Origin of the sequence: Erythrobacter sp. SCSIO 43205 (assembly GCF_019904235.1) — a bacterium.
In the GTDB taxonomy this organism is placed as follows: Bacteria; Pseudomonadota; Alphaproteobacteria; order Sphingomonadales; family Sphingomonadaceae; genus Erythrobacter.
Genome location: NZ_CP063202.1, coordinates 2,688,064 through 2,711,930, shown reverse-complemented (window position 1 = coordinate 2,711,930; position 23,867 = coordinate 2,688,064). Strand labels below are relative to the sequence as shown.

The window sequence follows — 23,867 nt, the reverse complement described above, 5'->3', positions numbered from 1 at the left end:
GGGGAACAAAATGATTAATCCAACCAATCCGGCCCATCGCAACGGTCTGCGTTTGAACTGGCTGCGCAGCGCATCTGCCCTTGCGGCGGCCTCTGCTTTGGTGGCAGGCGGCGCGCCTGCATTTGCGCAATCTTCCCCCATTATGGGGGCACCGCAAATGCGGGCCCACGCGCAGGATGTACCACAGTCCGCGCCTGAAATGCGGGCGCTTGGCCGGGGTCAACGATCACTATATAATCCTTCCGCAAATAGCGCGGCGCGTGCTCCGACGCCGATGGTCACAACGCGTGCGCTTGCGCGGCGTGCCAGCGCACCAACTTCCATGAACAGCATGGTTGCACCGCCTCAGCCAGTGGTGATGTCGGTCAACACGGCTCCGCAAACGCCATCGGTTAGCGTTGCGACCACCGCGAACAGCGCGCCAACGCTGGCAATAACCCCGCGCGCGCCACTTGCCGCGACGAGCGCGAACGGCATTTCCGTCAATGCAAACGCCCTGTTTGAATCCACCGAAGTCAATTTCACCCCCTCGTCTGTTGGCGATACGGTCGAGATCCTTGGAACTTCGGCAATTATCGACTGGACAACGACTGCGTCTGGGACGGGCGCTCCTGTTTCATTCCTCGATGCAGGAAACAATCTGTTTTTTACATCTGCCGCGAGCGACTACACTGTCCTCAACCGGATCACGACCCCGGGTGTTGCGAGCCCGGTACGCATTGACGGCAATGTTGAATCAACTGTCCTTGGCGGCAACGCCATTGGCGGGAATATCTGGTTCTCAAGCGCTGGCGGCCTGATCATCGGATCGACTGCGAATTTCAACATTGGCAGCCTGCTTTTGAGCACCAGCACCATTGATCCCAATGATGTCGTGGCCAATCCTTCCGCGATCAACTTTACTGGCGTGAGCGACCCCGCATCGGCAATTGTGGTGGAAAATCTCGCTTCGATTCAGGCCACTAACAGCGATTCCTATATCGCCATGGTCGCTCCGCGAATTGAGCAGCGCGGTAATATCAACGTCAACGGATCGGCTGCTTTCGTCGCTGCCGAAGAAGCCGTTTTGACCATTCAGAACAACCTCTTTGACATCACCGTTGGTGTTGGCACCGAAGATGAAAACGGGATCGTTCATTCGGGCACTACAAGCGGACCATCTTCGCTGGCGATTGACGATGGACAGGTGATGTATTTCGTCGCCGTGCCCAAGAACGATGCCCTAACCATGCTGCTTGGTGGGAACATCGGCTATCAGGCGGCGGGTTCTGCTGATATCGTCAACGGTGTCATTGTGCTGACGACAGGCAATCGTGTTGAACGGCAAGAATTGTTTGTCGATGTCGGCGGCACCCTTACCGAAGTCTCGGTCAACGTCCTCGACACCACTATCGATGGGGGTGCTGCGGGCAACATCACGATCGAAGCAGCCGAACTGACCGCTGATACTATCGCGTTTGCTGAAGATACTATCAATCTCCAGGCTTTCGACAATCCATCATTCAGTGGGCCAGGTGTCACGGTCGGTTCTACCGACGATACAGCCGATCTCACCCTCATTGCCGGAAACGACGTCAATCTGCTGGTTAATCAGGTCGGCGTGATTGATGTGACAGGCTCTTTGTCCGTGGCGACCGGCGATGGCGCAAGCGCTGGCGGAAATGTCAATTTCGCGGTCGAGTTCGATGGCAACATCAGTGCGCCTGATGGTGGCACTCTCTCTGTCGGAGGGAACCTCACTCTCGATGCGAGCGGGCGCGGTCTGGATGACATTGCAACCATTCGCAACAATGGCGGCACTGGGATTGGCACCGATGGTGTGGGCGGCGACATCTCGATATCGGTGGTCGATGGCGCCAATATTGACGTCGGCGGCAGCTTTACAATCGACACGTCTGCCAATGGCGGAAGCGGCGAAATCCGCAACGGTTCAGCGCAAGGGGGCAATGTTTCGCTGATCGTGGACAATGCCTTCCTCAATGTCGGAGGCACGCTTTCGATCGACACTTCTGGCCGGAGGGCTGGCACTGCGGATCAGGTACGCCGCGATGGCGCTCAAGGCAGCAGTTCGACCGCCGGGGATGTCACAATCGACCTTTTGAGCGGCGGTGTGAACCTAGGGGCGCTGAGTGTGGACGCAAGCGCTCTCGCCAGCCGCGGTTCTGACCCTGCCGTCGCCCAATCCAATGATGCTGACGCGGGTCAATTCACTCTCAACATCCTTGGCGGGGCGCATTTCTTTGGAGACATCTTCGTTGACGTTTCAGCGAATGCGGAAAGTTCTTCGCTTGGACTTGACGATTTCTTCTTGGGACAGGCGCAGCGTGGCGGCGCGATCATTAATATCGCAAATCCGGACACGCTGGTTGATGTCTCCGGTTCCATTGACATCATTGCCGAGACGACCGGTGGAACTGGTGCGGCTGTTACCGATACAGTCGCGGTCAGCGTAACCGACACAGGATTTAATACAGGTGCGGGCCTGACGATTGGCGGAACTCTTTCGATAGATGCAGGGGCTTTCCTTGGTGCCCCCGGTCCCCTGACGCAGGCTGGCGATGTGAGTGTTACCGCCAATAATGGCCTGCTGATTGCGAACCGCCTGTTTGTCGGGGCGAGCGCGGGCAGTTCTTTTGCAGGATTTGGTGAGGTCGCCGATTTGACGCAGGGCGGCAACGTCACCATCGCGGCGACCAATTCCGGCACCATCAATGTTGCCGATTTCAGCTCCGTGCGCGCCGATGGCACTGGCGCAGCCGGCGCAAGCAGCACCTCTGGGAGCGGCCAAGGCGGCACCATCACGCTTCTTGCCGATGATGGGACGATCAGTTTTTCACGTTTCCTTTTCCTTGATGCCAATGGCTTCGCTTTCCCAAGCGGCAGCACCAATAACAATGTCGGCGAAGGTGTCGGCGGCACCGTCGACATCACCGTTCAAGGCAATAACGGCGTTCTTAACCTCGACGATCTGTTCGCGGGCACCGATGGCAGCTTTGCCTTTGACAGCGAAGTTCTTGATACTTTCTTTGAGGGTTCAGGCAGCACGGGCAGGGGCGGCCTTACCCAATTCAACGTCCTTGGCGGCTCGCTCACCGCGGCCGAGATAAGCGTATCTTCCATCGGCGAAGGCGGACCGGGAGGCGATTTCGGCATCGGAACCTTTAACCCGGTCAACGGCCTCGAAAACACGGGCGCTGGTGGTGATGGTGTTGGTGGAAGCGTTGTCTTTAACCTTAACGGCGGAAGCGCAAGCATCGACGATCTCGACATCACTGCGAGCGGCGTTGGTGGATTTGGTGCGGGCGGAAATCTCGAAGATGGCACGAATGGCGGTGATGGAGGCAATGCGCTTGGCGGCACTGCTACCTTCAATGCGATTTCAGGCGATCTTACGGTTACAAACACTCTCAGGGTTGAAGCAACGGGCAACCGCGATCTGGGCTTTGGGCCGTTCGGCGGCGAGGCTGGCGATTCAAGCGGAACTCTTGGTGGAAATGGCGGCGATTCTGAGGGCGGCACTGCAACCTTCAATCTGGACGGCACTGCAACAGTGAACGCGACCGCGGTTGTCGTTTCCACGCAGGCCTATGGCGGCGAGGGCGGAGACAGCTTCCCCGACTTCAACGGCAATCCCGACTTCGCTGGCGGCGCTGGCGGATCAGGGGTGGGCGGAACCGCCGTGTTTAACGACACCGCTGGTAATCTCACCTTTGAAACGTTGAGCGTCAACGCAAGCGGTACAGGCGGCGAAGGCGGTGACAGCAGGATCGGTTTCCAGTCCGGCATAGCACAGGGTATTGGCGGTCTTGGCGGCAACGGCACGGGCGGCAACGCGCTTATCTCGCTTAATCAGGATGATGCGGCACCCAAGGAATATTCTGTCCTCGCGCAAGGCATCGGCGGTGAAGGCGGTCAGGGTGCGGTTGCAGGCGATGGCGGCAATGGCACAGGCGGCACAGCGCAACTTGCGATCAACGATGTTTCGGTCGTCTTTGAAGCGCTGACCATTGACGCAACCGCAACAGGCGGCGCGGCGGGGATCGTCGAAGGCGGCTTGATCTCAAATGGCGCAAGCGGGGGCGGTGCAACAGGGGGTGATGCCGTATTGCTCGTCTCAGGCCCGAACGCCAACTTTCAGGCCAATTCGGTCGTTTCGATTATTGCGGGGGCAACGGGCGCTGCCGGTGGCCTTGGATCACGCGGCGTTCTGTCTCTTGATCCGAGCGGCGATGGCGGTAACGGTGGTAGCGCTGTGGGCGGCTCGGCAAGTCTTGCGGTCGAAGACAATGCGCTCATTTCAATCGATGCATCACTGTTCTCACTGGATGCCGACAGTCTGGGCGGCGCAGGCGGCGTTGGGCAAGATAACGAGGTCGGCGGAACGGCTGGCAGCGGTGGCGCTGGCGGCAATGCAATTGGGGGCAGTGCGGCGATTACCGCGGCGACCGGCGGCGAAGTCACGATCATTCAGAACACTGGTGCATTCAGCTTGTCTGGAGCCGGTGTTGGCGGTGTTGGCGGTAGCGGCGGCACTGCCCTGCAGGCGCAGGATGTTGGCAATGGCGGTGCGGGCGGTATCGGCACAGGCGGCTCGCCTCTGATCAGCGCTGTTGGCGCAACGATCAACATTGATGATGTTGACCTGATCGCAACGGGGCAAGGGGGGCAAGGCGGCCTTGGCGGCGCGGACGGCACTGGCAGTGTTGTTGGCGTGAGCGGCACGGCAGGAGTTGGCTTTGGCGGCGCTCCAACAATCGAGGTGATCGAAGGCAGCCCGGGCATCGTCAGTCTTGGCAATGTCACCATCACCGCTGCGGGCGTTGGTGGAGGCGGCGGTCAGGTCACGATCAGTGACACATCAACTTCGCCCGGTGGCCTGATCACCCTTGGCAGTCTCACGATTGATGCAACGGGTGCGCCTGGAACCGCTACGGGATCACTCCTGATCGCATCGGATAGCGGCCCTGTCACGGTTGACGGACCGTTCCTTGCAGATGTGACCGGCGACATCATCATCGATATGGAGAACGACGGCCAATTCGTAGTTACCCAAGGTGCCACCTTCAACGCAAGTGGTGACCTGGATGCAACGCATAGCGGCAACACCGCAGGCACACTTACGGTTGATGTCGGGCAAAGCCTGACCGCAAATCTTGGTGGATCATTCACATCGGGTGATGACACGATATTCAATTCGCTCGGCGAGCAATTGATCACAGCAGTCGGGACCATCACCGCCAACGACCTTCGTGCAGGGCCAGCAATCGTGCTCACCGCGCAAGGCAGTGTCGCGCTCAACGATGCGAGCGTCATCGGGCCGCAAGGGGTAAGCAATTTCCGCGGGCTCATCATCGATGCAGGCCGGATTGATTTTGGCGGAGGCGTGTTCGTATACGACTTCCTCGCCAACTCAACGATCACCGGCACCGTCACCAGCTATGCCGATATTGATATCAGAGCGGGCGGAAACGCGCTGTTCGCGGGCGGCTCTGTCACAGCGGCGGACAATGCTCTGATCGTGAACACGGGCGATGACATCATCGTCGAGGCGGGCGCCGAGCTTTCGGCGGCGAACAGCCCCACTGACCTGATCGACCCGGCATCGCCGTTCGACGGCGGCCCCAATCTGCTCTTGATCGCAGGCGGCGAAGAAGCGCTTTTGTCGCTTCCCTCAACGCCCATTGCCTCGCTTGTCATTGACGGTACGCTGAACGCCAATGACGCAGCCATCGTGCTCGAAGGTGATGCGGTTGAGGGACTGGACAGTTCACTGACTGCCGGATCGATCAAGGCCGATGTGCGCGATGCGCCAAGCGCGGGCTTCTCAAGCCTGAGCGATGATGCCGGCCTGCTCACCGGTCCATGCCTTGAAGGCATCATCTGCCTTGGCGACATGGACGCACAAAACGTCATCGAAATCGGGCTTTCCAGCAATAACGACACGATCCAGCTGTTCATTGAGCAAGCGGTGGTCGAGGCGAGCGACATTTCGATCCAGACGCGCAACGACATCGTGATGGGCACTAACGGCATAGACACTCAGCTTGATGCAAGCGGGACGTTCTTTGCTGAAAGTCTGACCGGCAATGTTGATCTTCGCGATGCAAACATTGATGCCGACCAGATTTTGATCGCGGCTGCGGGAAGCCTGCTTGGCACTGGCACGCTGTTCAGCTCGCAGGACATCGGCATTACTGTGGGCGATTCCATCATCGTTGGCGGCATTGCCACGGGCGGTGAGCTTACTCTCGTCAATGAAACGGGCACATCTCCCGGCTTTTATGAAGTTCCCGGCAGCTTTATCGCCGGCTTCTTCAATCAGGGCGGTGCCAGCATTGATCTGTCTGCGGGCGGAGACATCAACATTGGTGAAGCGTTCTCACCTTCGGATGTATTCCTGTCGGCAGCTGGCGATGTCACTCTCGATCTTTCGATTGTCAGCGGCGGGATCGGCCTTAACGGAGGTAACGTCTTCTTCGGTGTGCTGGAAGGCAGCGATGTCTCTATCAGCGCCGGTGGATCTGCTGCGGGTGGCCAGATATTGAGCGCAGGGCTCGTCACAATCGATGGCGGCTTTGTTGATGTCGATGAAATTGATGCAGGCGATACAGTGGATGTCACCGCCACCGATCTTGGCGTCACTATCGTCAACACCTTGTCTGGCGCTGATATTCTGATTGATGCAGCGGGCAATATCGATGTCGAACACGCGGAAGCGGCCGGCGACTTTATTGCTAATGGCAGCGGCTCTATCAGGACCGGGCTGAACTCCATCATTACCGATGGCGATATTGTGATCGATGTGGCTGGACCCGCTGACCTGGGCAATTCGAGTGCGGGCGGGCTGGTCGATCTCCGGGCTTCGCAAATCGACTTTGTTTCGGTTCTCGCTGGCACGAACGTCAGCATGAATGCCGACGAAACCATCCAGGGTTCGTTGCTTTCAGCAAATGGTACGGTTGGCCTTGCCGCAGGCACTCCTAGGGGAGGTGGGGCGTCAGCTGTCGGCGGGTCATCGCCATTCGGCGCGCCACTGTCTGCCAACGGATCATCAAATGGCAGCCTTGTCACCAGTGTCGTGACGAATATCGGCGCAATTGGCGATATCAACCTTGGCACGCTTAACGCCAGTGAAGCGAACCTCCTGAGCAACGGTGGTCAGGTCACTGTCGCAGATGCGGTTGTCGCCAATCTTCTCACCGCCGAAGGGAATGGCGTTGATATCGGGTCGAGCACCAATCTCACTATCGAAGCCCTTGCCAATGACGGCGATGTGATCGTTTCCTCGCAGGGAATGCTTGAAGCACGCCTCGCGAATGCGACCCGCAACGTTGCGCTCGAAAGCGCCAACGGCGATCTGCTTGTCAACGATGCGAGCGGCAGCAATATCAGCTTGATGGCCGCTGGCGCAGTTGTGATCGAAGGCATTGCGGATGCAGGCACATTGCTCAGCGTCGATGCCGGAGGGCTCTTTGATGCGGTCAACGGTACAGCGCTGGGCGAAGCGATCAGGGTGATTTCTGGCGATGTTGCATTGGGAAGCGATAGCATCATCGGGAGCGAGACGCGCACCTTCTCGATCGGGTTCGAGACAACGGGCGATATGGTCATTGGTGGCGATTTCAACGACACCAACCCCTATCAAATCGATAACACCGAACTGATGCGGATCACGTCCGGCGGCAGCTTGAGCTTCACCGCGCTGTCGAGTGGATCGGGCCTTGATGCACTTATTCTGGTGGATCAACTTGATGTGATTGCCGGAGACGGGATGGGCAATTTTGCTCAGACGTTCGGCCAGTCCAGCCCGCTGACCTTCACTTCGCAAGGCGACATCGAGGTGCTCGGAAATGCCACAATCACCGGCGCGACCGCGGATACCGATGTCGTCTTTGATGCAGCCAATCTGATGCGGGTTGATACGGCTAACGGCGGGATCTTCGTCCTTGATGCCAATGGCGGTCTTGCAGGCACTATTGATGTGCTTGCGACTGATTTCATCGCGGCAACTGATCAGGCGCTGAGCGATATTGCTGGTCTTACGCTATCTGAGATTGACCTGCGTCTTGCCGATAGCGACGGGGTGGACCGCTCTGAAGGTGTAATCCGGTCTGATCGTTTGCGCATCGAAACCCGGGCGAGCGATGTGTTCATCCAGAACACCGTGCCTGGAACAGATTTTGATGACCGGCGCGGGTTCGATGTCAACTCGCTTCTCATCACAACTGGCAGTGCGAACCCTCAACCGATTGTTGTCAACGGTGTGATTGATGGCACGACGGGTATCGATGCGATTGCTCTTGCTTTGATTGACAGCACACCGGCGGTGGACTCGACGATCAACGGCTGCATTATCGCTGATCCGGCGTCGTGTGCGACTGGCACTCCAACGCCAACACCAACACCAACACCAACGCCGACACCCACACCGACGCCAACGCCGACACCTACGCCCACACCGACACCGACACCGACACCCACTCCAACGCCATTGGAGCCGACCGGTGACGGGGGCGAAGTTGAGACGCGCGATCTTATCGATGACGGCCTCACCCCGGCCGAAGTCCGACCCGAAGGGCCGCTGCAGGGAGGATTGATTGACCTCACACCGAACTCAACGTTCGAAGACGATCCTCTCATTGATGACCCTGTGACGGGCGCGGGCAATGAGGACTTCTGGCGCGATAATGCAGGTGGAGGTGATGAGGCGTGCGATGAAGGCGAGGATTGCGGCTCCTAGCTAGCGGCAATCGCCCGCTCGTCGGGCCCCTCGGCCTGTCCTCACCCGACGTTCAATCGGGTTTTGGACAGGCGAGGATATGGGCATCGTTGACCGTTGCGATAAGGAGCTTGTCACCCGCCACGGCCGCTGCGCTCGCGGAGTTAATCTCTCCGTTGAAGGCTTGGAAAACCGTCTGATAAGCGCCTGTTTCAGGGTTCACCTTGACCGCGATGGAATCCACGGTTTTCGCCGGGTCTTCCATGCTTTCGATAAAGTCGAACAGGCGGCTCAGCCCACCAAACCAGATGTTGCCTTGCGGATCGACATCCAGATTATCAACGCCAGCAGGCATGGAATGAGCCGCGCGCAGCACAAGCGAATTGTCTTCGAGGCGATCATAAAAACCGATCTCCCGGTCGGTCCATTCGGCAATATACACGCTCTTGCCATCGGGTGAGATGTTGATCCCGTTACCGAAAGCGAGCCCCTCTACAGCGGTGCGACCTTCCTTCCCGTCGAAATAGACCGCCGTTGAAATCGGCAGCGACAAAAGCACCTCGGCATAAAGCGCCAAACCCTCATGGTTCACAACATCGTTCGTCGCGTAAAACTGGCGCGGACCGACGGCAACGACATCATTGGGGGAATACATTTCGGGGAAAGACACGCTCTCCAGATGGGTCAGCATTCCCCCTTCGCCGACATCGAAGATCTCGATATTCTGCTCGATGTTCTCGCGCGCCATACTCTTGTGATTGACAACGAAAAGCCGCTTCATCGCGGTGCCAGCGTCATCTGTGCCCGACCAAAGGTACAGGCCGTGCGGACGAAAATCTTCCCAACCCTCAGGTGACACTCTGGTCGCTTGGCCAAGCTGGTCCAAAGGAACGCTCACATCAAGAACATAGATGCCGTTGCCTTCCGCTGTTCCCATCCCCGGCGCAGGGTTGTTGTGGTCAATCACCCGGCGGTTTTCGGCGCTGATGAAAGCAAGCCCTGTTTCCGGATCGTATTGAATATCCTCTGCGCCCGGAGCGACATCGACGCGCACGCATTCGCCGGCAAGCTTGGTGTCGAGCTGTGTGCCAAGGCCGGAGACACGGTATACTTCGAACCCGGCCCAAACGCCCGCGACAAGGATGAGAGCGAGAACGCCCCACACGATACGCTTCGTCATTTTCACTTCTCTCTTGGCGGCGGGTTGAGGCAATCGACGCTCGCATCGCCTGCATAAAGCCCGCCGTCGACATAGATAATTTGCCCGTTGATATAGCGCGCCGCACCTGAGCTGAGGAATTTTGCCGCATCGGCAATCTCATCCACCGTGCCAAGCCGCTTGCCCGGAATACGCTGTATGGCTTCTTCGAATTGTGCAGGGTCTTTGCTCAGAAACTTGACGCCAACGGTGTCTGCAATCCCGCCGGGTGAGATGACATTGGCGCGCACCCCTGCCGGTCCCCATTCGACTGCGCACACCTTGGTGAGCTGGTTTACCCCGGCTTTTGCGGCGCAGGCATGGGCTTGCATTGCGCTTGCGCGGTCGGCCTGACCTGCTGAAATGGCGATGAGCGAGGCCCCCGGCTTGGTCAAGTAGGGGTAGCTTGCGCGAAAAGCGTTGAACGTGCCGAACAGGTCAATATCCACCACCGTGCGAAAGGCATTGGCGCTCATGCCCAAAAGCGGTGCATAAAAATTGCCCGCCGCGCCCGCGACAAGAACGTCGATCGAGCCATAGGCATCCGCGACCTTTTTCAGTGCCGCTTCAACCGCGTCATAGTCGCGCACATCGCAGGAAAAACCCATCGCATCGCCGTCGTCAGTGCACTCGGCCTTGATCTCGCTTTGCGCATTCGAGGCGCGCTCCGGATCGCGGCCAATCACTACGACCCTCGCGCCCTCGCGGGCGAAACCCTTTGCGATACCAAGATTAATTCCGCTGGTGCCGCCGGTGATGAAGACCGTTTTGCCCTTATGCTCGCTCAATGCTTGTCCCTCCCGTTTTATATTTCTCTCTAGAATTTGGGTTCGACTGGCTTTCCAAAAATGCTGTCGGATATGATCCGCTGCTGGATTTCGGACGACCCTTCGAAAATCTTGGTCAAGCGCGCATCGCGCCAGCATCGCTCAACCGGGTAATGCGTCGTGTATCCCGCGCCGCCCAGAATTTGCAGCGCCTCGCTGGTCACGCGCTCTGCCATTTCGGCGGCGAAATATTTGACCATTGAGGCTTCCTGATCGCACCGCCTGCCTGAATCGATTTCGGTGCAGACATGGTACATCAGCTGGCGGGCGGCTTCGACTTCGGTGGCCATGGTCGCGACTTTGAACCGGATGGCTTGGAAATTGCTGATCGGCTGGCCGAATTGCTCGCGTTCCTTGGCGTAGGCGATGGCGGTATCGAGCGCCATTTGCGCCAAGCCAATCGAGCGCGCGGCGGTGTGCGCGCGGGCAATTTCGAGGCCGGAGACAACGCCGTAAAAGCCTCTGCCTTCATTCTTCAGGTCGCGCTCGTAAACCGGAACGCGGACCTTATCGAAAGCAAGCTCAAAGGTTTTCCAGCCATAATATCCAATCTTGGGGATGGCGGAGCCTGAGAGCCCCTCCATGAATCCCCCGCGCGGTTTTTCAACCGGGATCAGCGTCATTCCCGCATGGCGGGGCGCGCCGTCTTCGGCTCCTGTGCGAGCCACGACTTGGATAAAGTCGGCACGATCAGCAAAGGTGCACCAGTATTTGGAGCCGGTGAGTACCCATTCATCGCCTTCGCGCACCGCTTTCAATTGAACAGCGGCGGCGTCCGACCCTGCGCCCGGTTCAGAAAGCGCCACCGCGCCCATATACTGGCCCTTCGCCATCAGCGCGATGCGTTCGCGGCGTTCTTCCTCGGTGGCACCGGGCACCGATTTGTAGAAGGTGTTGGCTCGCGCAAGCAGGGATGCAACGCTCATCCACGCGCCTGCGAGTTCTTCTGCGGCGAGGCAATATTCAAAGCAGCCAAGGCCAAGCCCGCCCAATTCTTCCGGAATCATGATCCCGAAAAATCCGAGCTCGCCCATCTTGTCGATCAGCTCTTGCGGAATGTCGCCTTGAACAGGGTCGAGCTTGTTCGCAATCGGCAGCACCTCGTCGCGGGCAAATTCGCGCGCCATTTGCTGCATCATGCGGCGTTCGTCGGTCATGTAACCTTGGACGCCTTCGCGGGCCCGTCGCTCTTCTGGGGGAGAAAACATTTTGTGTGAAAAAACCTTAGTCGTTTTTGCCGTACAACGAGGGTTAGCCCGCTTTTTTCATTTGCATCAACATTTTGCCCATGGCTGCGTGCACGGTGTTGATCGCTTTCAAGGGACGAACCATCACTTTGAACTCGATGATTTTACCCTCGTCGTTCCACGTAATCATATCGATGCCGTTGATCTCAATGCCGTCTATTACGGTCGTAAATTCAAGCACGGCGGTATCGCCGCCGTCGATTTCGCGGACATAGCGAAAGTGTTCGTTTCCAAGCACTTGTTCAGCTGCCAGAAGATAGGCGGTGGTAATCTCTCGTCCGCGCTGCGGGGTGTGAACCACGGGGGAGAGGAAGGTCACATCCTCTGCCAATAAAGCAGTCAGGCGCTCTGCGCCGCCGTGCTGCATATAATCGTGCCATGCGTCCAATCGCAGGCTTTGTGGGCAAGAATGTGTACTCATGGCCGCCCGTGATACAGCTATGTCGTGATTTGGGAAGGGCCGGATATTGCACACGGATTTTGCCGCATTTTACAAATAATCCCCACGCATCCTTTGGCCTCGCGCGGATTTTTGGGCTATCAGCGCGGGGGATACGGCGGTTCAGTAAGTCTATGAGGGGACAATGGCGCTTACAGCTTTGGTAAAATTCGCAGCTGCAGGTGCGCTTTTTGGCGCTTGTGCGGCCTTGCCTGCACACGCCCAGGCGCAATTGGGGGCAGGCGATGAGGGCACAATCTCCTACACCATCAAGGCGGGCGATACGCTTTACAGTCTGGCTGGAGAGTATTTCACCTCAAGGGCGGCTATCGGCCAGGTTCAAAAGCTGAACCGCATTTCCAATGCGCGCGCCATTCCGGTTGGGGCCGTGGTCAAGGTGCCGCGCGCGTTGCTCAAATCCGATCCTGTTCTATTGAACGTCCTTTTCAGCCGGGGCGAGGTTTCCATTCGCCAGGCTGGCGCCGTGTTCGAAGCGCAGAGCGGCATGGCCGTGCAGCCCGGTGCGATCATCACAACTGGTGCGCGCGCCTTCGTCTCGCTTGGCCGTAATGGAGAGCGCACACGCGTCTCCCTGCCGTCCAATTCCCGCGTTCAGATTAAACGGGCGCGGCGCTATCGGCTGGGCAATAAGCTTGATGTGGACTTGCGCGTCCTGCGCGGTCGCGGCGAGATTACTGCTCCTAAGCTCAATGATGGCGAACGGTTTAACACAGGCACCCCCCTTGCCGTTACCGCAGTGCGCGGGACCGAATTTCGCGTCGGTTATGAAGAAGATAGCTCGCTTGCGCTTACCGAAGTGGTCGAAGGGCTGGTTGAGGTGTCAGCTGCCGGTGCTGTAAGCAATCTTCCCGCCGGGCTCGGCATTGCCAGCGATACAGGCGGACTTGGCGATCCGGAAGAATTGCTGAGAGCGCCTGAACTGGTCGATCCCAATGCGACCCAGACGAAGGAGCAGGTGACCTTTGCTATCACCCCCGTCGATGGCGCGATTGCCTATCGCACACAGATTGCGGCCGATCAGACCTTCCTCGATGTCATCGCTGAACAGGTCACGGCAGAGCCAATGGTCAGTTTTGAAGGCATTGAAGATGCGCGCCTTTCGGTGCGCTCGCGTGCGGTTGCGGCAAGCGGGCTTGAAGGGTTCGAAACACCTGCACAAGCTTTCCGTCGCAAGCGCGTTGGCGCCTCTGGCGGCCTTGCCCCATCGCCCTTTGCTGATGCGTATAAATTCGTGTGGCAACCAGACGGCGAGGGCCAAAGCTACGCAGGTTTCCGCCTGTGGGCAAAGGACAGGCCGGATGTCCTCTTGGTCGATGAAGCGGGGCTGACAAACGAGGGGCTCTACGTCAGCAATCTCGCGCCCGGCGATTATCAATGGCAGGTGTCCACCTTCCTCATTCTCGCGCCCGAAGAAGAGGGTGAAACCCACGAAGTCATCAAAATCTGGAGCGATCCGGTCGATTTGCCTGTGCGCGAATAGGCATTGGCGACTTTGCTCAAAACGCGCCTCTTTGCCGAATGGTTTGTTCTTTTCACAGCCATGCTGGCGTTACTGTTTGCAGCGCAATTGCGCGGCTGGACAGAGCGGTTTGACTTAGCGCTCCTCGACCTTGAGGCGTCGATCAACACGCCCGCTATCGATCCTCGCATCATCCTTGTCGAAATCGACGATCCCTCGCTCGAAGAGGTCGGCGCATGGCCGTGGGACCGCGCTATCCACGCAGAGTTGATCCGCAGGATCGACAGCTATTCCCCGGCCGCGATCGGCTATGATGTTTTGTTCATTGAGGGGACGGACGAGGCAAGCGATGCCGCTTTGGCAAGCGCTCTGGCAGATAGCGGTAAGGTTGTGCTTCCCCATTCCTTTGGCCCCAAACCCAACACCGTGAGAGGCGAAGTGCCGCTTTATCCTCTCCCCATGCTGCGCGATGCAGCGAGCGCGGTGGGTCATGTGGCCTTGACCCCTGATGCCGACGGGGTCGCGCGGCGGTTCGAACTTGTCCGCGGTGAAGGTGGCGAGGGTTACCCGCATTTTTCGGTGCGATTGCTGGAGATAGCAGGCGAGTTGCAAAGCTATGCGGTGAGCGGACCATTCCGGCGCCAAACCAGTGCAATCGTTCGTTATGGCGCGCGCGGATCGGTGAGCGCTTTGCCTGCCTCAGCCGTCCTTTCAGGCAGTGTTCCGCCTGAATTTTTCAAGGGTGCTATCGTGTTTGTCGGTGCCACATCGCCGGGGCTGGGCGACCGGTATTCGGTTCCAGCCCATGCCGGGCGTCTTCTGACCGGTGCCGAGATGCAAGCGCACCTTGCCAATGCCATGCTGTCGGGAAATCTGATCGAAAAAGCTGATACGCGGCTAGCCTTGGCGCTTCAGGCAATCGTGATTGCGCTTTTGTTTGCAAGCTTTTGGCGGCTTTCACCGCGCAGCGCCTTGATCGTGGCGATCCTTCTAACCGCCAGCCTGTTTGTGGGCTCAATCCTGTCTTTGACGGTATTCAACATCTGGCTTCCGGTGGGCGGGGCGCTGCTAGCGATTGTGATTGCCTATCCCTTGTGGGGATGGCGGCGACTGGCCTCGGTCAGCCGCTTTCTGGAAAGCGAGGCGGCGTCCCTGCGCGAGCTTGCAAGGCTTCCCACGGGCCGCACGCAATCGGGCGAGGGTTTCGATGTCGTGGCTCAGCAAGTGGCGCTTCTTAAACGGCTGACCAAAGGCGTTTCGAGCAATCTCAAGCTTATTCAGGACGTGATCGACGCAGATCCTGATGTGATGCTGGTGACCGATGGCGATGGCCGGGTGACGATGGGCAATTTCGCTGCCGAAAACCTGTTTGGCGCTGCTCCCAAATCGAAAAATTTCACTCTTGATGAGCTGTTTGCGCAAGTTGACGGCATCCTCGATAAAGAGCGCGACGAGCTCAACCTTGCCGATGGCCGCAGCTTCTGGATGGCATCGGCACATCTGGACGAAGATGTCGGCAGCAAAGTGCTTTCTTTGCGCGAAGTGACTGAGATCAAAAAAGCTGAGCGCCAGCGCCGCGAGACGTTGGAGTTTCTGAGCCACGATATGCGCTCGCCACAGGTGGCAATTATCAGCCTGGCACGGCAGGCAGACGAAGCGTTGTCGATTGAAGAGCGGTTTGCCCGGATTACCGAGCAATCGCGCCGCACGTTGAAGCTGACGGAAGACTTTGTCCAGATCGCGCGCATTTCGAACGAAGGGGTGGAGCGCGAGGAAACAGAGCTTGGCTCTATCGTGCAAGAGGCCGCTGACCGCGCCTATCCGCTTGCCCGAAAATATTCGGTCAAGGTTCTGTTCGATCCGCCGGGGGAACCCGTGTTTGCCTATGTCGATGGCTTTGCGATTGCACGGATGCTCGACAATCTCATCAGCAATGCGGTCAAATACTCTCCTGAAGGCGGGCAGATTTTGATCACGCTTGATGAGGGTGATGGCGAAGCGTTCGAAATCAGCGTTGCTGACACCGGGCCGGGCCTTTCACCAGAACGCAAGCAAGCGCCGTTTGCTCGATTTGGCGCGCGCGATACCAGCAAGGGGCCCAGTTCAGGCTTAGGGCTTGCTTATGTAAAGCAGGTGGTTGATCGCCACGGTGGCACGATCAGCGTCGAAAGCGAGGAAGGGAAAGGCACGCGCTTTGTGATCCACCTGCCGTATCAGTAGTTGCGATCAATTCTGGAGCGCGCGCGTCGCCAACAGATTGGCCAGAACGCCAAGCTGCGATGTGTCACCGGGACAGGCGATGTATTCGCCTTCCGACTTGGAATGAAGCGCGCCGCTTTGCTTGTTATAGATTACAAGGCTCGCGCTCACTCTGTGGGCTTTGCACGTGTGGAAGAAGCGCGGCTTGAAATCTGAAGCGGGGGCGCTGGCATTTGCATCGTCGCCGGTTACATCCTGCAAGGCAAGATCGGCAGGACGCTCAGCCACTGTGAAGTCAGCGAGATAGCCAGCATTGCCGCCAAGTGTGACGCCTTGTGCTGACAATGCGTTTGCAAGTGCGCTTTTGAATTGCTTGCCTAGCCCGCTTTGGACGCCCTCTTCAGCAACAAATTGCAGATTGTTTATGGTGCCGCTCGCATTTTGCGAATCGGTGATCGCAGCTGGCGTTGAAACAGCGCAAGCGCCAAGGCCAGCGCTGGCAAGGGCGAGTGTGAGCCCATTAACAAAGCCTGCTCTTCCAAGACCGTCCATCTTCAAACCCCCGCAATGCGTTCAACCTCACGCCAAGGCATCGGCCTCAAAGTGATCCATGCGGTATCCAAAGCCAAAAACGGTGCGGATAACAAGGCCCGATTCAGGGGTGAGGCCGAGTTTTGAACGCAAACGCGAGACGTGCATATCAATCGTGCGGGTTTCCACGTCGATATTGCCGCCCCATACGCGGCTGAACAGATAACCGCGCGACAATGGCTTATCGATGTTTTCAAACATCAGCACCGCAAGGTCATATTCCTTTGCCGTCAAGGCAATCGCATCGCCATCGCGGCTGATAGTGCGGGAGGCGTGATTGACTTCGAATGGACCGTATTGGACCACTCCGCGCGTCTCCTTTACTGAAGTACGCCGAGCGGCTGCCTCGATCCGGGCGCGGATCACCTCTTCGCTTTCGGGTTTGACAATGTAATCGACCGCGCCTGCTTCCAGACCTTTGACAATATCGCTTTTGTCCTGGCGGCTGGTGAGGAGGATGAACGGGGGTGGGCTATCGAGATTATCAGCGGCCCATTCAAGAATTTGAAACCCGGTGCGACCCGGCATATTCCAATCAAGCAGAACCACGTCGTATGTGTCGCGCTGCAGGGCTTTTTGCACATCAAGGCCATTGGTGAAATCATCGACCACATGGCCCGCTTTTCTTACAATAGCCGAGACTTGTTCGCGAATGTCGCGATCATCGTCTGCAAGAGCAATCCGCATCCTGTCCGTTCCTTGAAAAGCATTTGTAACGCGCGATGCTTGTTACATTTGATTTGTCATTATTCCAGCTATTGGTCCCCACGTGAGGGTAGATATTACATCTTTTTACCGCTGGATGAAATTTTGCTGCGAACCCCGGTCGGTGCCGGAGCTCAAGAAAGGTGAGGCGGACCCCAGGGGGGTGTGATTGGAATCCGCCTCGAAGCACGTGGGTCAGTACCTCATCGCATAGCACCCGAAGGGCATCGCCAACGCGCTTATTCAATGTCGGTTGTAGCAGCCGCGCTTTGCAATATCGGCTCGGCAGAAGGGGAGGCTCGTGCTGATACCTCCGGCGAAGCATCAGCCGTTAAAGGGGCCGCGCTGGCCTGTTCTGAACCCGCGTAATAAATTGCCAGCATGAAGGAGGCGAGAACCGAGAAGACACCAATCCCGATTGCCAGCCAGAGCATCCCGGGGTCGGGTGCTTTATCATCCATTCCTTTAGGCATTGTCGCGGCCCCCCTTCTCTTCGCGAAAACGTGGGTGAGCCTATAGACGCGCTTTACTCTTTACGAACGTAAACTCTTGCAAATTTTGCATCCCAAGTCGCCTTACGCATGATGGGCAAAGGGGCAAAGATTCACGTTTTCAGAGTGTTAAGGTGCGCGATAATCGCTTCCTCGGAGACGACATCGGCGTATTTCGCCTGCATATCAAAGAGGTTCGCCTCGTGCGGGCCATCGTGCCTGTCGCCGCACGCCTCGCGCACGACGGTGGTGATGAAGCCATGGCTCATCGCGTCAACACAAGACGCGCGCACGCATCCGCTGGTGGTGAGGCCGGTTAGAATCACATTGTCAACGCGCAAGGATGTGAGCGTTGATGCAAGCGAGGTTCCGAAAAAGGCGCTGGGGTATTGTTTGGAAATGACCAGTTCGTCAGGCCTTGGCGTGAGCCCTTTAGGCCATGCGCCCATCGGGTTGCCTTCAAGGAAATAGCGCAAAGGCGTGGCTTTTTCGAAAAAGCGCCCGCCGTCGATCGCCTTGGGGTGATAGACGACATTGGTGAGGATCACCGGGATACCCGCTGCGTGGGCCGCCTCGCGCACCCGCAAAGCGGAGGCGAGCGCGTCATCGACATCGGAGTACAGGTCGCACGCTTGATCGAAATAGCCTTGAACAAAGTCGATCATCACCAGCGCTGGCGATTTTCCAAAACCTGCCGTCCCGCCATAGGCCTTCGCGTAGTTTTCATCCAAACCATCTGTCATTTGCGCGCCTCTTATATCGGTCGGCTCCTCGTTCAACTAGCGCGGGGCCATGGTCAAGCGCGAAGCGACTGGCTCATATAGAATCCCAAATCCTCGCGCACGATTTGCCCTGCGTTGCGAAATTTCATTTCTTGTCTAAGGTCCGAAGCTGAGAAGAGTCGTAGCAGGGGAAAGGCTCAGGCCATGAGAAATTTCGTCCAATCAACCGCCCGCTTTTTCGCGTTGGTCGCACTGGTACTGGGCTTAGGCCTGAGCGCCCCTGCGATGGCACAAGATGACGGGAAAAGCGCGCTTTCCTCGCTGCCTTTGCGCTTGATCGGGCCGGGCTATGTTTCAGGGCGAATTTCGGATTTTGCCGTCTTTTCAGGTGGATCGCATCACTATCTTGTTGCAACGGCATCCGGCGGGCTTTGGATGACCAAGGATGCTGGCACCACATGGACGCCGATTTTTGATCGCGAAGGATCCTACTCCATCGGCGTGGTTGAAATCGCGCCGTCTGATGAGAACACCATCTGGGTCGGCACCGGCGAAAACAATGCGCAGCGCTCGGTCGCCTTTGGTGATGGCGTTTACAAATCCACCGATGGCGGCAAGTCGTGGACAAATATGGGCCTTAAAAATTCTGGCCACATCTCGCAAATCTGGATCAATCCTGAGGATGCGAACCACGTTCTGGTCGCAGCCCAAGGTCCGCTGTGGTCGGCGGGCGGTGATCGCGGGCTTTACAAGACGACTGATGGGGGGGCGAGCTGGGAGCTGATCCTTGAGATTGACGAGCATACCGGCATCAATGAATTTGTTGTCCACCCGGACAATTACAACCTTATCACTGCAAGCTCCTATCAGCGCCGCCGCCATGTCTGGGTGCTTATCAACGGCGGTCCGGGCTCCGGTATTCACCGCACGAGTGATGGCGGCGAGAACTGGACCAAGGTTTCTGCAGGCTTGCCGCGCAAGGACGACATGGGCCGCATCGGCCTTGCCATGGCGCCGTCTGAGCCGGACATGATCTACGCCATCATCGAAGCACAAGACGATGAAAAGGGTGTCTATCGCTCGACCGATTTCGGGCAAAGCTGGGAAAAGCGTTCCAGCCACATGACCACCAGCCCGCAATATTATAATGAGATCGTGGTCGACCCGAAGAACCCCGATGTTCTTTATTCGCTCGACACATTCTCCAAGCGCTCAACCGATGGCGGCAAGACGTTTTCGGACATGAGCAATGCGACGCGCCACGTTGATGACCACGCTCTGTGGATTGATGATAGCAACACCTCTCACATGATCATCGGCGGCGATGGCGGGGTTTATGAGACATGGGACGGTGGTCAGAAATGGCGGCATTTCCAGAACTTGCCGATTGTGCAGTTCTACCGCGTGCAGCCGGACAATGCCTCGCCATTCTACAATGTTTGCGGGGGGACGCAGGACAACAACTCGCTGTGCGGTCCTTCGCGCACCACGCTAGTCCACGGCATCACCAATTCCGATTGGCACATCGTGCTGGGCGGGGACGGCTATAAGCCACAAATCGACCCGCGCGATCCCAATATCGTCTATACGCAGTACCAATATGGCGGCCTGGCGCGCTATGACCGCCGCACGCAGGAGCGGGTGTTCCTGACCCCGCAACCTGAAGCAGGCGAGCCCGCTTACAAGTGGAACTGGAACACGCCGCTCTTGATCAGCCCGCACAATCCCGACCGGATTTACTATGCGGCTGAGTATCTCTTTGCCTCCAACGATCGCGGCAATTCGTGGGAGAAGATCAGTCCCGACCTGACCCGGCAGATTGACCGCAACGCGCTCGAAGTCATGGGCCGCGTGTGGAGCGTCGATGCGATTGCAAAGAACGATTCCACCTCGATCTATGGCGCTGCAATTGCTTTGTCGGAAAGCCCTCTGGTTGAAGGCCTGATCTATGTCGGCACCGATGACGGCGTGATTTCTGTCACCGAGAATAATGGCGCAAACTGGCGCAGGCTGACGAGCGTGCGCGGCGTGCCGGATATGACGCTGGTCGAAGACATCATTGCTTCCGTGCACGATGCGGGTGTCGCCTATGCCGTATTCGACAACCACAAACGCGGCGATGATAAGCCTTACGTCTATCGCACGAGCGACCGGGGCAGGACATGGACTTCGATTGCGGGGAACCTGCCCGCAAAAGGCTCGGTCCACACCATTGCTGAGGATCATGTTGACCCCAACCTTTTGTTTGTGGGCACCGAGTTCGGCCTGTTCTACACGCAGAACGGCGGGGGCAGCTGGCAGCAATTGAAGGCCGGTTTCCCCACGATCGACGTTCGCGATATTGAGATCCAGCGGCGCGAGAACGACCTTGTCGTCGGCACCTTCGGGCGCGGCGTTTATATCCTCGATGATTATTCGGCCCTTCGCACAAGCGCCTCTGCAGTCGCGTCAAACGAGGCGACGCTCTTCCCAGTGCGTGACCCATGGATGTATATCGAAGGCGACCTTTGGGGCGGCTATGGCGGCGCGCAGGCGTCGAATGGCGACAACTTCTGGTATGCGGAAAATCCCCCCTATGGCGCGGTCTTCACCTATACGCTGCGTGATGGTCTTGAGACACGCGCGCAGGCCCGTCGCAAAGCCGAGCGCGCGATTGAGAAGACCGGCGGCGATACGCCGTACCCATCGTGGGAGGCGCTTCGTGCAGAAGACCGCGAGGATGCGCCTGCGATTGTTTTCACGATCACGGATACTGAGGGCAACATCGTGCGCCGCATGACGGGCCCGCACACCAAGGGGCTGCATCGCGTCGCATGGGATTTGCGCTATCCTGCGCCTGACCCCGCGCGCTTGACGCCTGCCGAAGTGAGCATTTTCGGCGGCGCGCCGCGCGGTCCGCTGGTGCTTCCGGGCGAGTACACCGTCCAGATGGGCAAGCGCGTGAACGGGGTGGTGACGCCACTTGGAACGCCGCAGAGCTTCACCGTCAAGGAGCTCGACAATAGCCCTGAACTGGCGGACGACCGCGCAGCTGTTCTGGCTTTCCAGAACGAGACCGCGCAGCTTTCCAAAGCCGTTTCCGGCGCAAGCGCGGCCTCACGTGAACTGCGTAACCGCATTGCTTTGATGAAAGTCGCCGTGGAGGCTCTGCCCGAGCCAAACGATGCACAGCGCAGTTCGCTTCAACAGATCGAAAGCCTGCTCGACAACGCTGATATGGCGCTGTTCGGCGACCGGACTGTCTCTGGCCGCGATGAGCCGGCACCGTTCTCAATCAACCAGCGTATCGGGCAAATCCGGGGTTGGGGCTGGAGCCACCAGTCGCCAGTGACAGGTTCGGACAAGACCGCGTTTGAAATCGCCAAGAGTGAGTTCGAGGAGGTGCTTGGCCAGCTTCGTGATGTGGAGCTTCGGGTTGAGGCGCTTGAAGATGAACTGGCAGGGATGGGCGCGCCCTATACCCCCGGCAGCGGGGTTCCAAACTATTCGGGCTAAGTGCTGATTATGCGTATGAAAAAAAGGGGCGGATGAGGTGACCTCGCCCGCCCCTTTTTTTGAAGTCTGCGCGCGTCAGCTTTACGCCTCAGCCAATGACCCCGGCTGACCCGCTGCCACGGCCATGCGTTTGCGGGTTTTGATCGCACCGCCGCGCTTTGAGACATAGTCCATCGTTTTGAACTCGGTCGTCCATTGCTCGTGCGTCACATCGCACATGACGTAGCCGCGTTGGGCATTGTGCCATTTCAGGCACTCGTTTTCTTTCTGGATCAAAGCGGTGTCCGAACGCACGTCCACGCCGTCTCCGCCTGACGTGATTGAGGTTGAGACAAACTCGGTTGCAATCGGTTTTGGACTGGGGCGTTGCCCATCAAGGTAAAGCTCGCCCGCGTAATTCTGGTGCTCATCCCCCGTCAGCACAATAACGCTGTCTTTGCCAAGGTCTTGAACCTTGGCCAGAACACGGTCGCGCGGCGTCTCATAGCCGCCCCAGCTATCCAGATTGCGGCCCTCACCTTCGCCAATGCGGCGGTCAAGGTCCATCATCATGATCTGTTGTGCGAGGACCTGCCACTGCGCCTTTGACGACTTGAGCTTGTCGAACAGCCAGTCCTCCTGCTCGCGGCCAAGCACCTGCGCATTGCGATCATCCACTCCGTCGCAATATTGCGCCCAGCGGTCATCGCAGGGTTGATCGCTGCGATATTGGCGCGTGTCGAGAAGGTTGAGGTCAAGCAAGTCGCCAAAGCGTTGTTGACGGTAAATCTGCATCCGGTTGCCCAGCGGCATGGAGGAGGGGCGAAGCGGCATATGTTCATAATAGGCCTGCATTGCCATCTGCTGGCGCAGGGCGAATATGCTCGCAGGGGTGCCATCCTGATCGATATCGCTTACCCAATTGTTGTCGATCTCATGGTCGTCCCAGACGACGAACCACGGGGCAGAAGCGTGTGCTGCCTGAAGGTCGGGGTCCATTTTGTACTGCGCATAACGGCGGCGATAATCCTCGATCGTGTGGATTTCCTGACCGATATGCGTGCGCACGTTTTCAGAAACGTCGCCATTCCATTGCGCGCGAATTCGGTCGCCGCGATATTCGTAAATATAGTCGCCATAGCAGAAGATGAAGTCTGCCTCTTCGCCTGCGAGATAGCGGTGCGCGGTGTAATAGCCTTCTTCGTAACTCTGGCAGCCCGCGACGCCAAAGCGCAGTTTATCAATCGGTTGGCCCAGCGCTGGCGTGGTCTTTGCGCGGCCAATGCCGCTCCTCTCGCGCCCTGAATAAAAGCGGTAGAAATAGGGACGGTTCGCCTCCAGCCCAGCGACCTCAACGTGGACTGCATGGCCAATTTCTGGCCGTGCAATGGCTGTGCCTTCGGCGACCTTGTTCTGCATCCGCTCATCGCTCGCCACTTCCCAGCGCACTTCGACGGGGGCTGGCAACATTCCATAGCCCGCCTCCAGCGGGTCTGGGGCAAGGCGGGTCCAGATCACAAAGCCATCCGCCTCCGGCTCCCCGGACGCGATGCCCAGTTGAAACGGATATTGCCGGAACACAGGCGAGGCAATCGCGCCGCTCGCGCCCAGCAAAGAAAGTCCGGTGATGGCCGATGCGCCAAAGGTTTTAAGGGCAAAGCGACGGCTCAGTTCAAGGCGCCGTGATCGGGTGTCTGTCATCAGTGGTCGGTTCCATAGTGATTAAGCTGATCGCTTTTGTGCGATGTCAGTGTGTCAGCTTGATTGCGCTCTTG

Annotated in this window: 13 protein-coding genes; 4 read left to right on the top strand and 9 right to left on the bottom strand. The window is 58.0% G+C overall.

The window, feature by feature from the left end; all coding sequences use genetic code 11:
• Nucleotides 1-10 precede the first annotated feature (10 nt).
• Entirely contained in the window at nucleotides 11-8,740 is an 8,730-nt protein-coding gene (locus INR77_RS12850) for a hypothetical protein (RefSeq protein WP_223071426.1), read from the top strand.
• Between the two features lie 52 nt (nucleotides 8,741-8,792).
• Here INR77_RS12850 and INR77_RS12845 read toward each other — a convergent pair whose 3' ends face one another.
• The 4 genes from INR77_RS12845 to INR77_RS12830 all read right to left on the bottom strand — a co-directional run bounded on the left by INR77_RS12845 (nucleotide 8,793) and on the right by INR77_RS12830 (nucleotide 12,412).
• Nucleotides 8,793-9,899, bottom strand: a complete 1,107-nt coding sequence (locus INR77_RS12845) for a strictosidine synthase family protein (RefSeq protein ID WP_223071425.1) — start codon at nucleotides 9,897-9,899, stop codon at nucleotides 8,793-8,795.
• A 2-nt stretch (nucleotides 9,900-9,901) separates the two neighbouring features.
• The gene (locus INR77_RS12840; protein WP_255573781.1) at nucleotides 9,902-10,705 is read right to left on the bottom strand and encodes an SDR family oxidoreductase; all 804 of its coding nucleotides are present in this window, start codon (nucleotides 10,703-10,705) and stop codon (nucleotides 9,902-9,904) included.
• 29 nt (nucleotides 10,706-10,734) lie between these two features.
• Nucleotides 10,735-11,901: an acyl-CoA dehydrogenase family protein gene (locus tag INR77_RS12835; RefSeq protein ID WP_255573780.1), complete on the bottom strand. Its 1,167-nt coding sequence runs from the start codon at nucleotides 11,899-11,901 to the stop codon at nucleotides 10,735-10,737.
• A gap of 94 nt (nucleotides 11,902-11,995) precedes the next feature.
• Nucleotides 11,996-12,412, bottom strand: a complete 417-nt coding sequence (locus INR77_RS12830) for a nuclear transport factor 2 family protein (RefSeq protein WP_223071422.1) — start codon at nucleotides 12,410-12,412, stop codon at nucleotides 11,996-11,998.
• Between the two features lie 163 nt (nucleotides 12,413-12,575).
• Here INR77_RS12830 and INR77_RS12825 point away from each other — a divergent pair, with 163 nt between their 5' ends.
• Both INR77_RS12825 and INR77_RS12820 read left to right on the top strand, forming a co-directional pair.
• Nucleotides 12,576-13,931, top strand: a complete 1,356-nt coding sequence (locus INR77_RS12825) for a FecR domain-containing protein (protein ID WP_223071421.1) — start codon at nucleotides 12,576-12,578, stop codon at nucleotides 13,929-13,931.
• Nucleotides 13,932-13,943: 12 nt separating this feature from the next.
• On the top strand, nucleotides 13,944-16,130 hold the full coding sequence (locus tag INR77_RS12820; protein ID WP_223071420.1) for a CHASE2 domain-containing protein: 2,187 nt from the start codon (nucleotides 13,944-13,946) through the stop codon (nucleotides 16,128-16,130).
• 6 nt (nucleotides 16,131-16,136) lie between these two features.
• Here the strand turns inward: INR77_RS12820 and INR77_RS12815 are convergent, their stop codons facing one another.
• From INR77_RS12815 to INR77_RS12800, 4 genes are all read right to left on the bottom strand, one after another.
• Complete coding sequence (locus INR77_RS12815) at nucleotides 16,137-16,661, bottom strand: hypothetical protein (RefSeq protein WP_223071419.1); 525 nt, start codon at nucleotides 16,659-16,661, stop codon at nucleotides 16,137-16,139.
• A 27-nt stretch (nucleotides 16,662-16,688) separates the two neighbouring features.
• On the bottom strand, nucleotides 16,689-17,387 hold the full coding sequence (locus INR77_RS12810) for a response regulator transcription factor (protein ID WP_223071418.1): 699 nt from the start codon (nucleotides 17,385-17,387) through the stop codon (nucleotides 16,689-16,691).
• Nucleotides 17,388-17,644: 257 nt separating this feature from the next.
• Nucleotides 17,645-17,866 (bottom strand): hypothetical protein, encoded by a 222-nt coding sequence (locus INR77_RS12805; protein ID WP_223071417.1) that lies wholly within the window; start codon nucleotides 17,864-17,866, stop codon nucleotides 17,645-17,647.
• A gap of 143 nt (nucleotides 17,867-18,009) precedes the next feature.
• Nucleotides 18,010-18,639, bottom strand: coding sequence for an isochorismatase family protein (locus tag INR77_RS12800; protein WP_223071416.1), 630 nt, complete (start codon nucleotides 18,637-18,639; stop codon nucleotides 18,010-18,012).
• 183 nt (nucleotides 18,640-18,822) lie between these two features.
• Between INR77_RS12800 and INR77_RS12795 the strand changes: the two genes are divergently transcribed.
• Nucleotides 18,823-22,113 carry a glycosyl hydrolase gene (locus INR77_RS12795; protein WP_223071415.1) on the top strand — a complete coding sequence of 1,097 codons (3,291 nt, stop codon included), beginning with the start codon at nucleotides 18,823-18,825 and terminating at the stop codon, nucleotides 22,111-22,113.
• An 81-nt stretch (nucleotides 22,114-22,194) separates the two neighbouring features.
• Here the strand turns inward: INR77_RS12795 and INR77_RS12790 are convergent, their stop codons facing one another.
• The gene (locus INR77_RS12790; protein WP_223071414.1) at nucleotides 22,195-23,793 is read right to left on the bottom strand and encodes an alkaline phosphatase; all 1,599 of its coding nucleotides are present in this window, start codon (nucleotides 23,791-23,793) and stop codon (nucleotides 22,195-22,197) included.
• Nucleotides 23,794-23,867 lie beyond the last annotated feature (74 nt).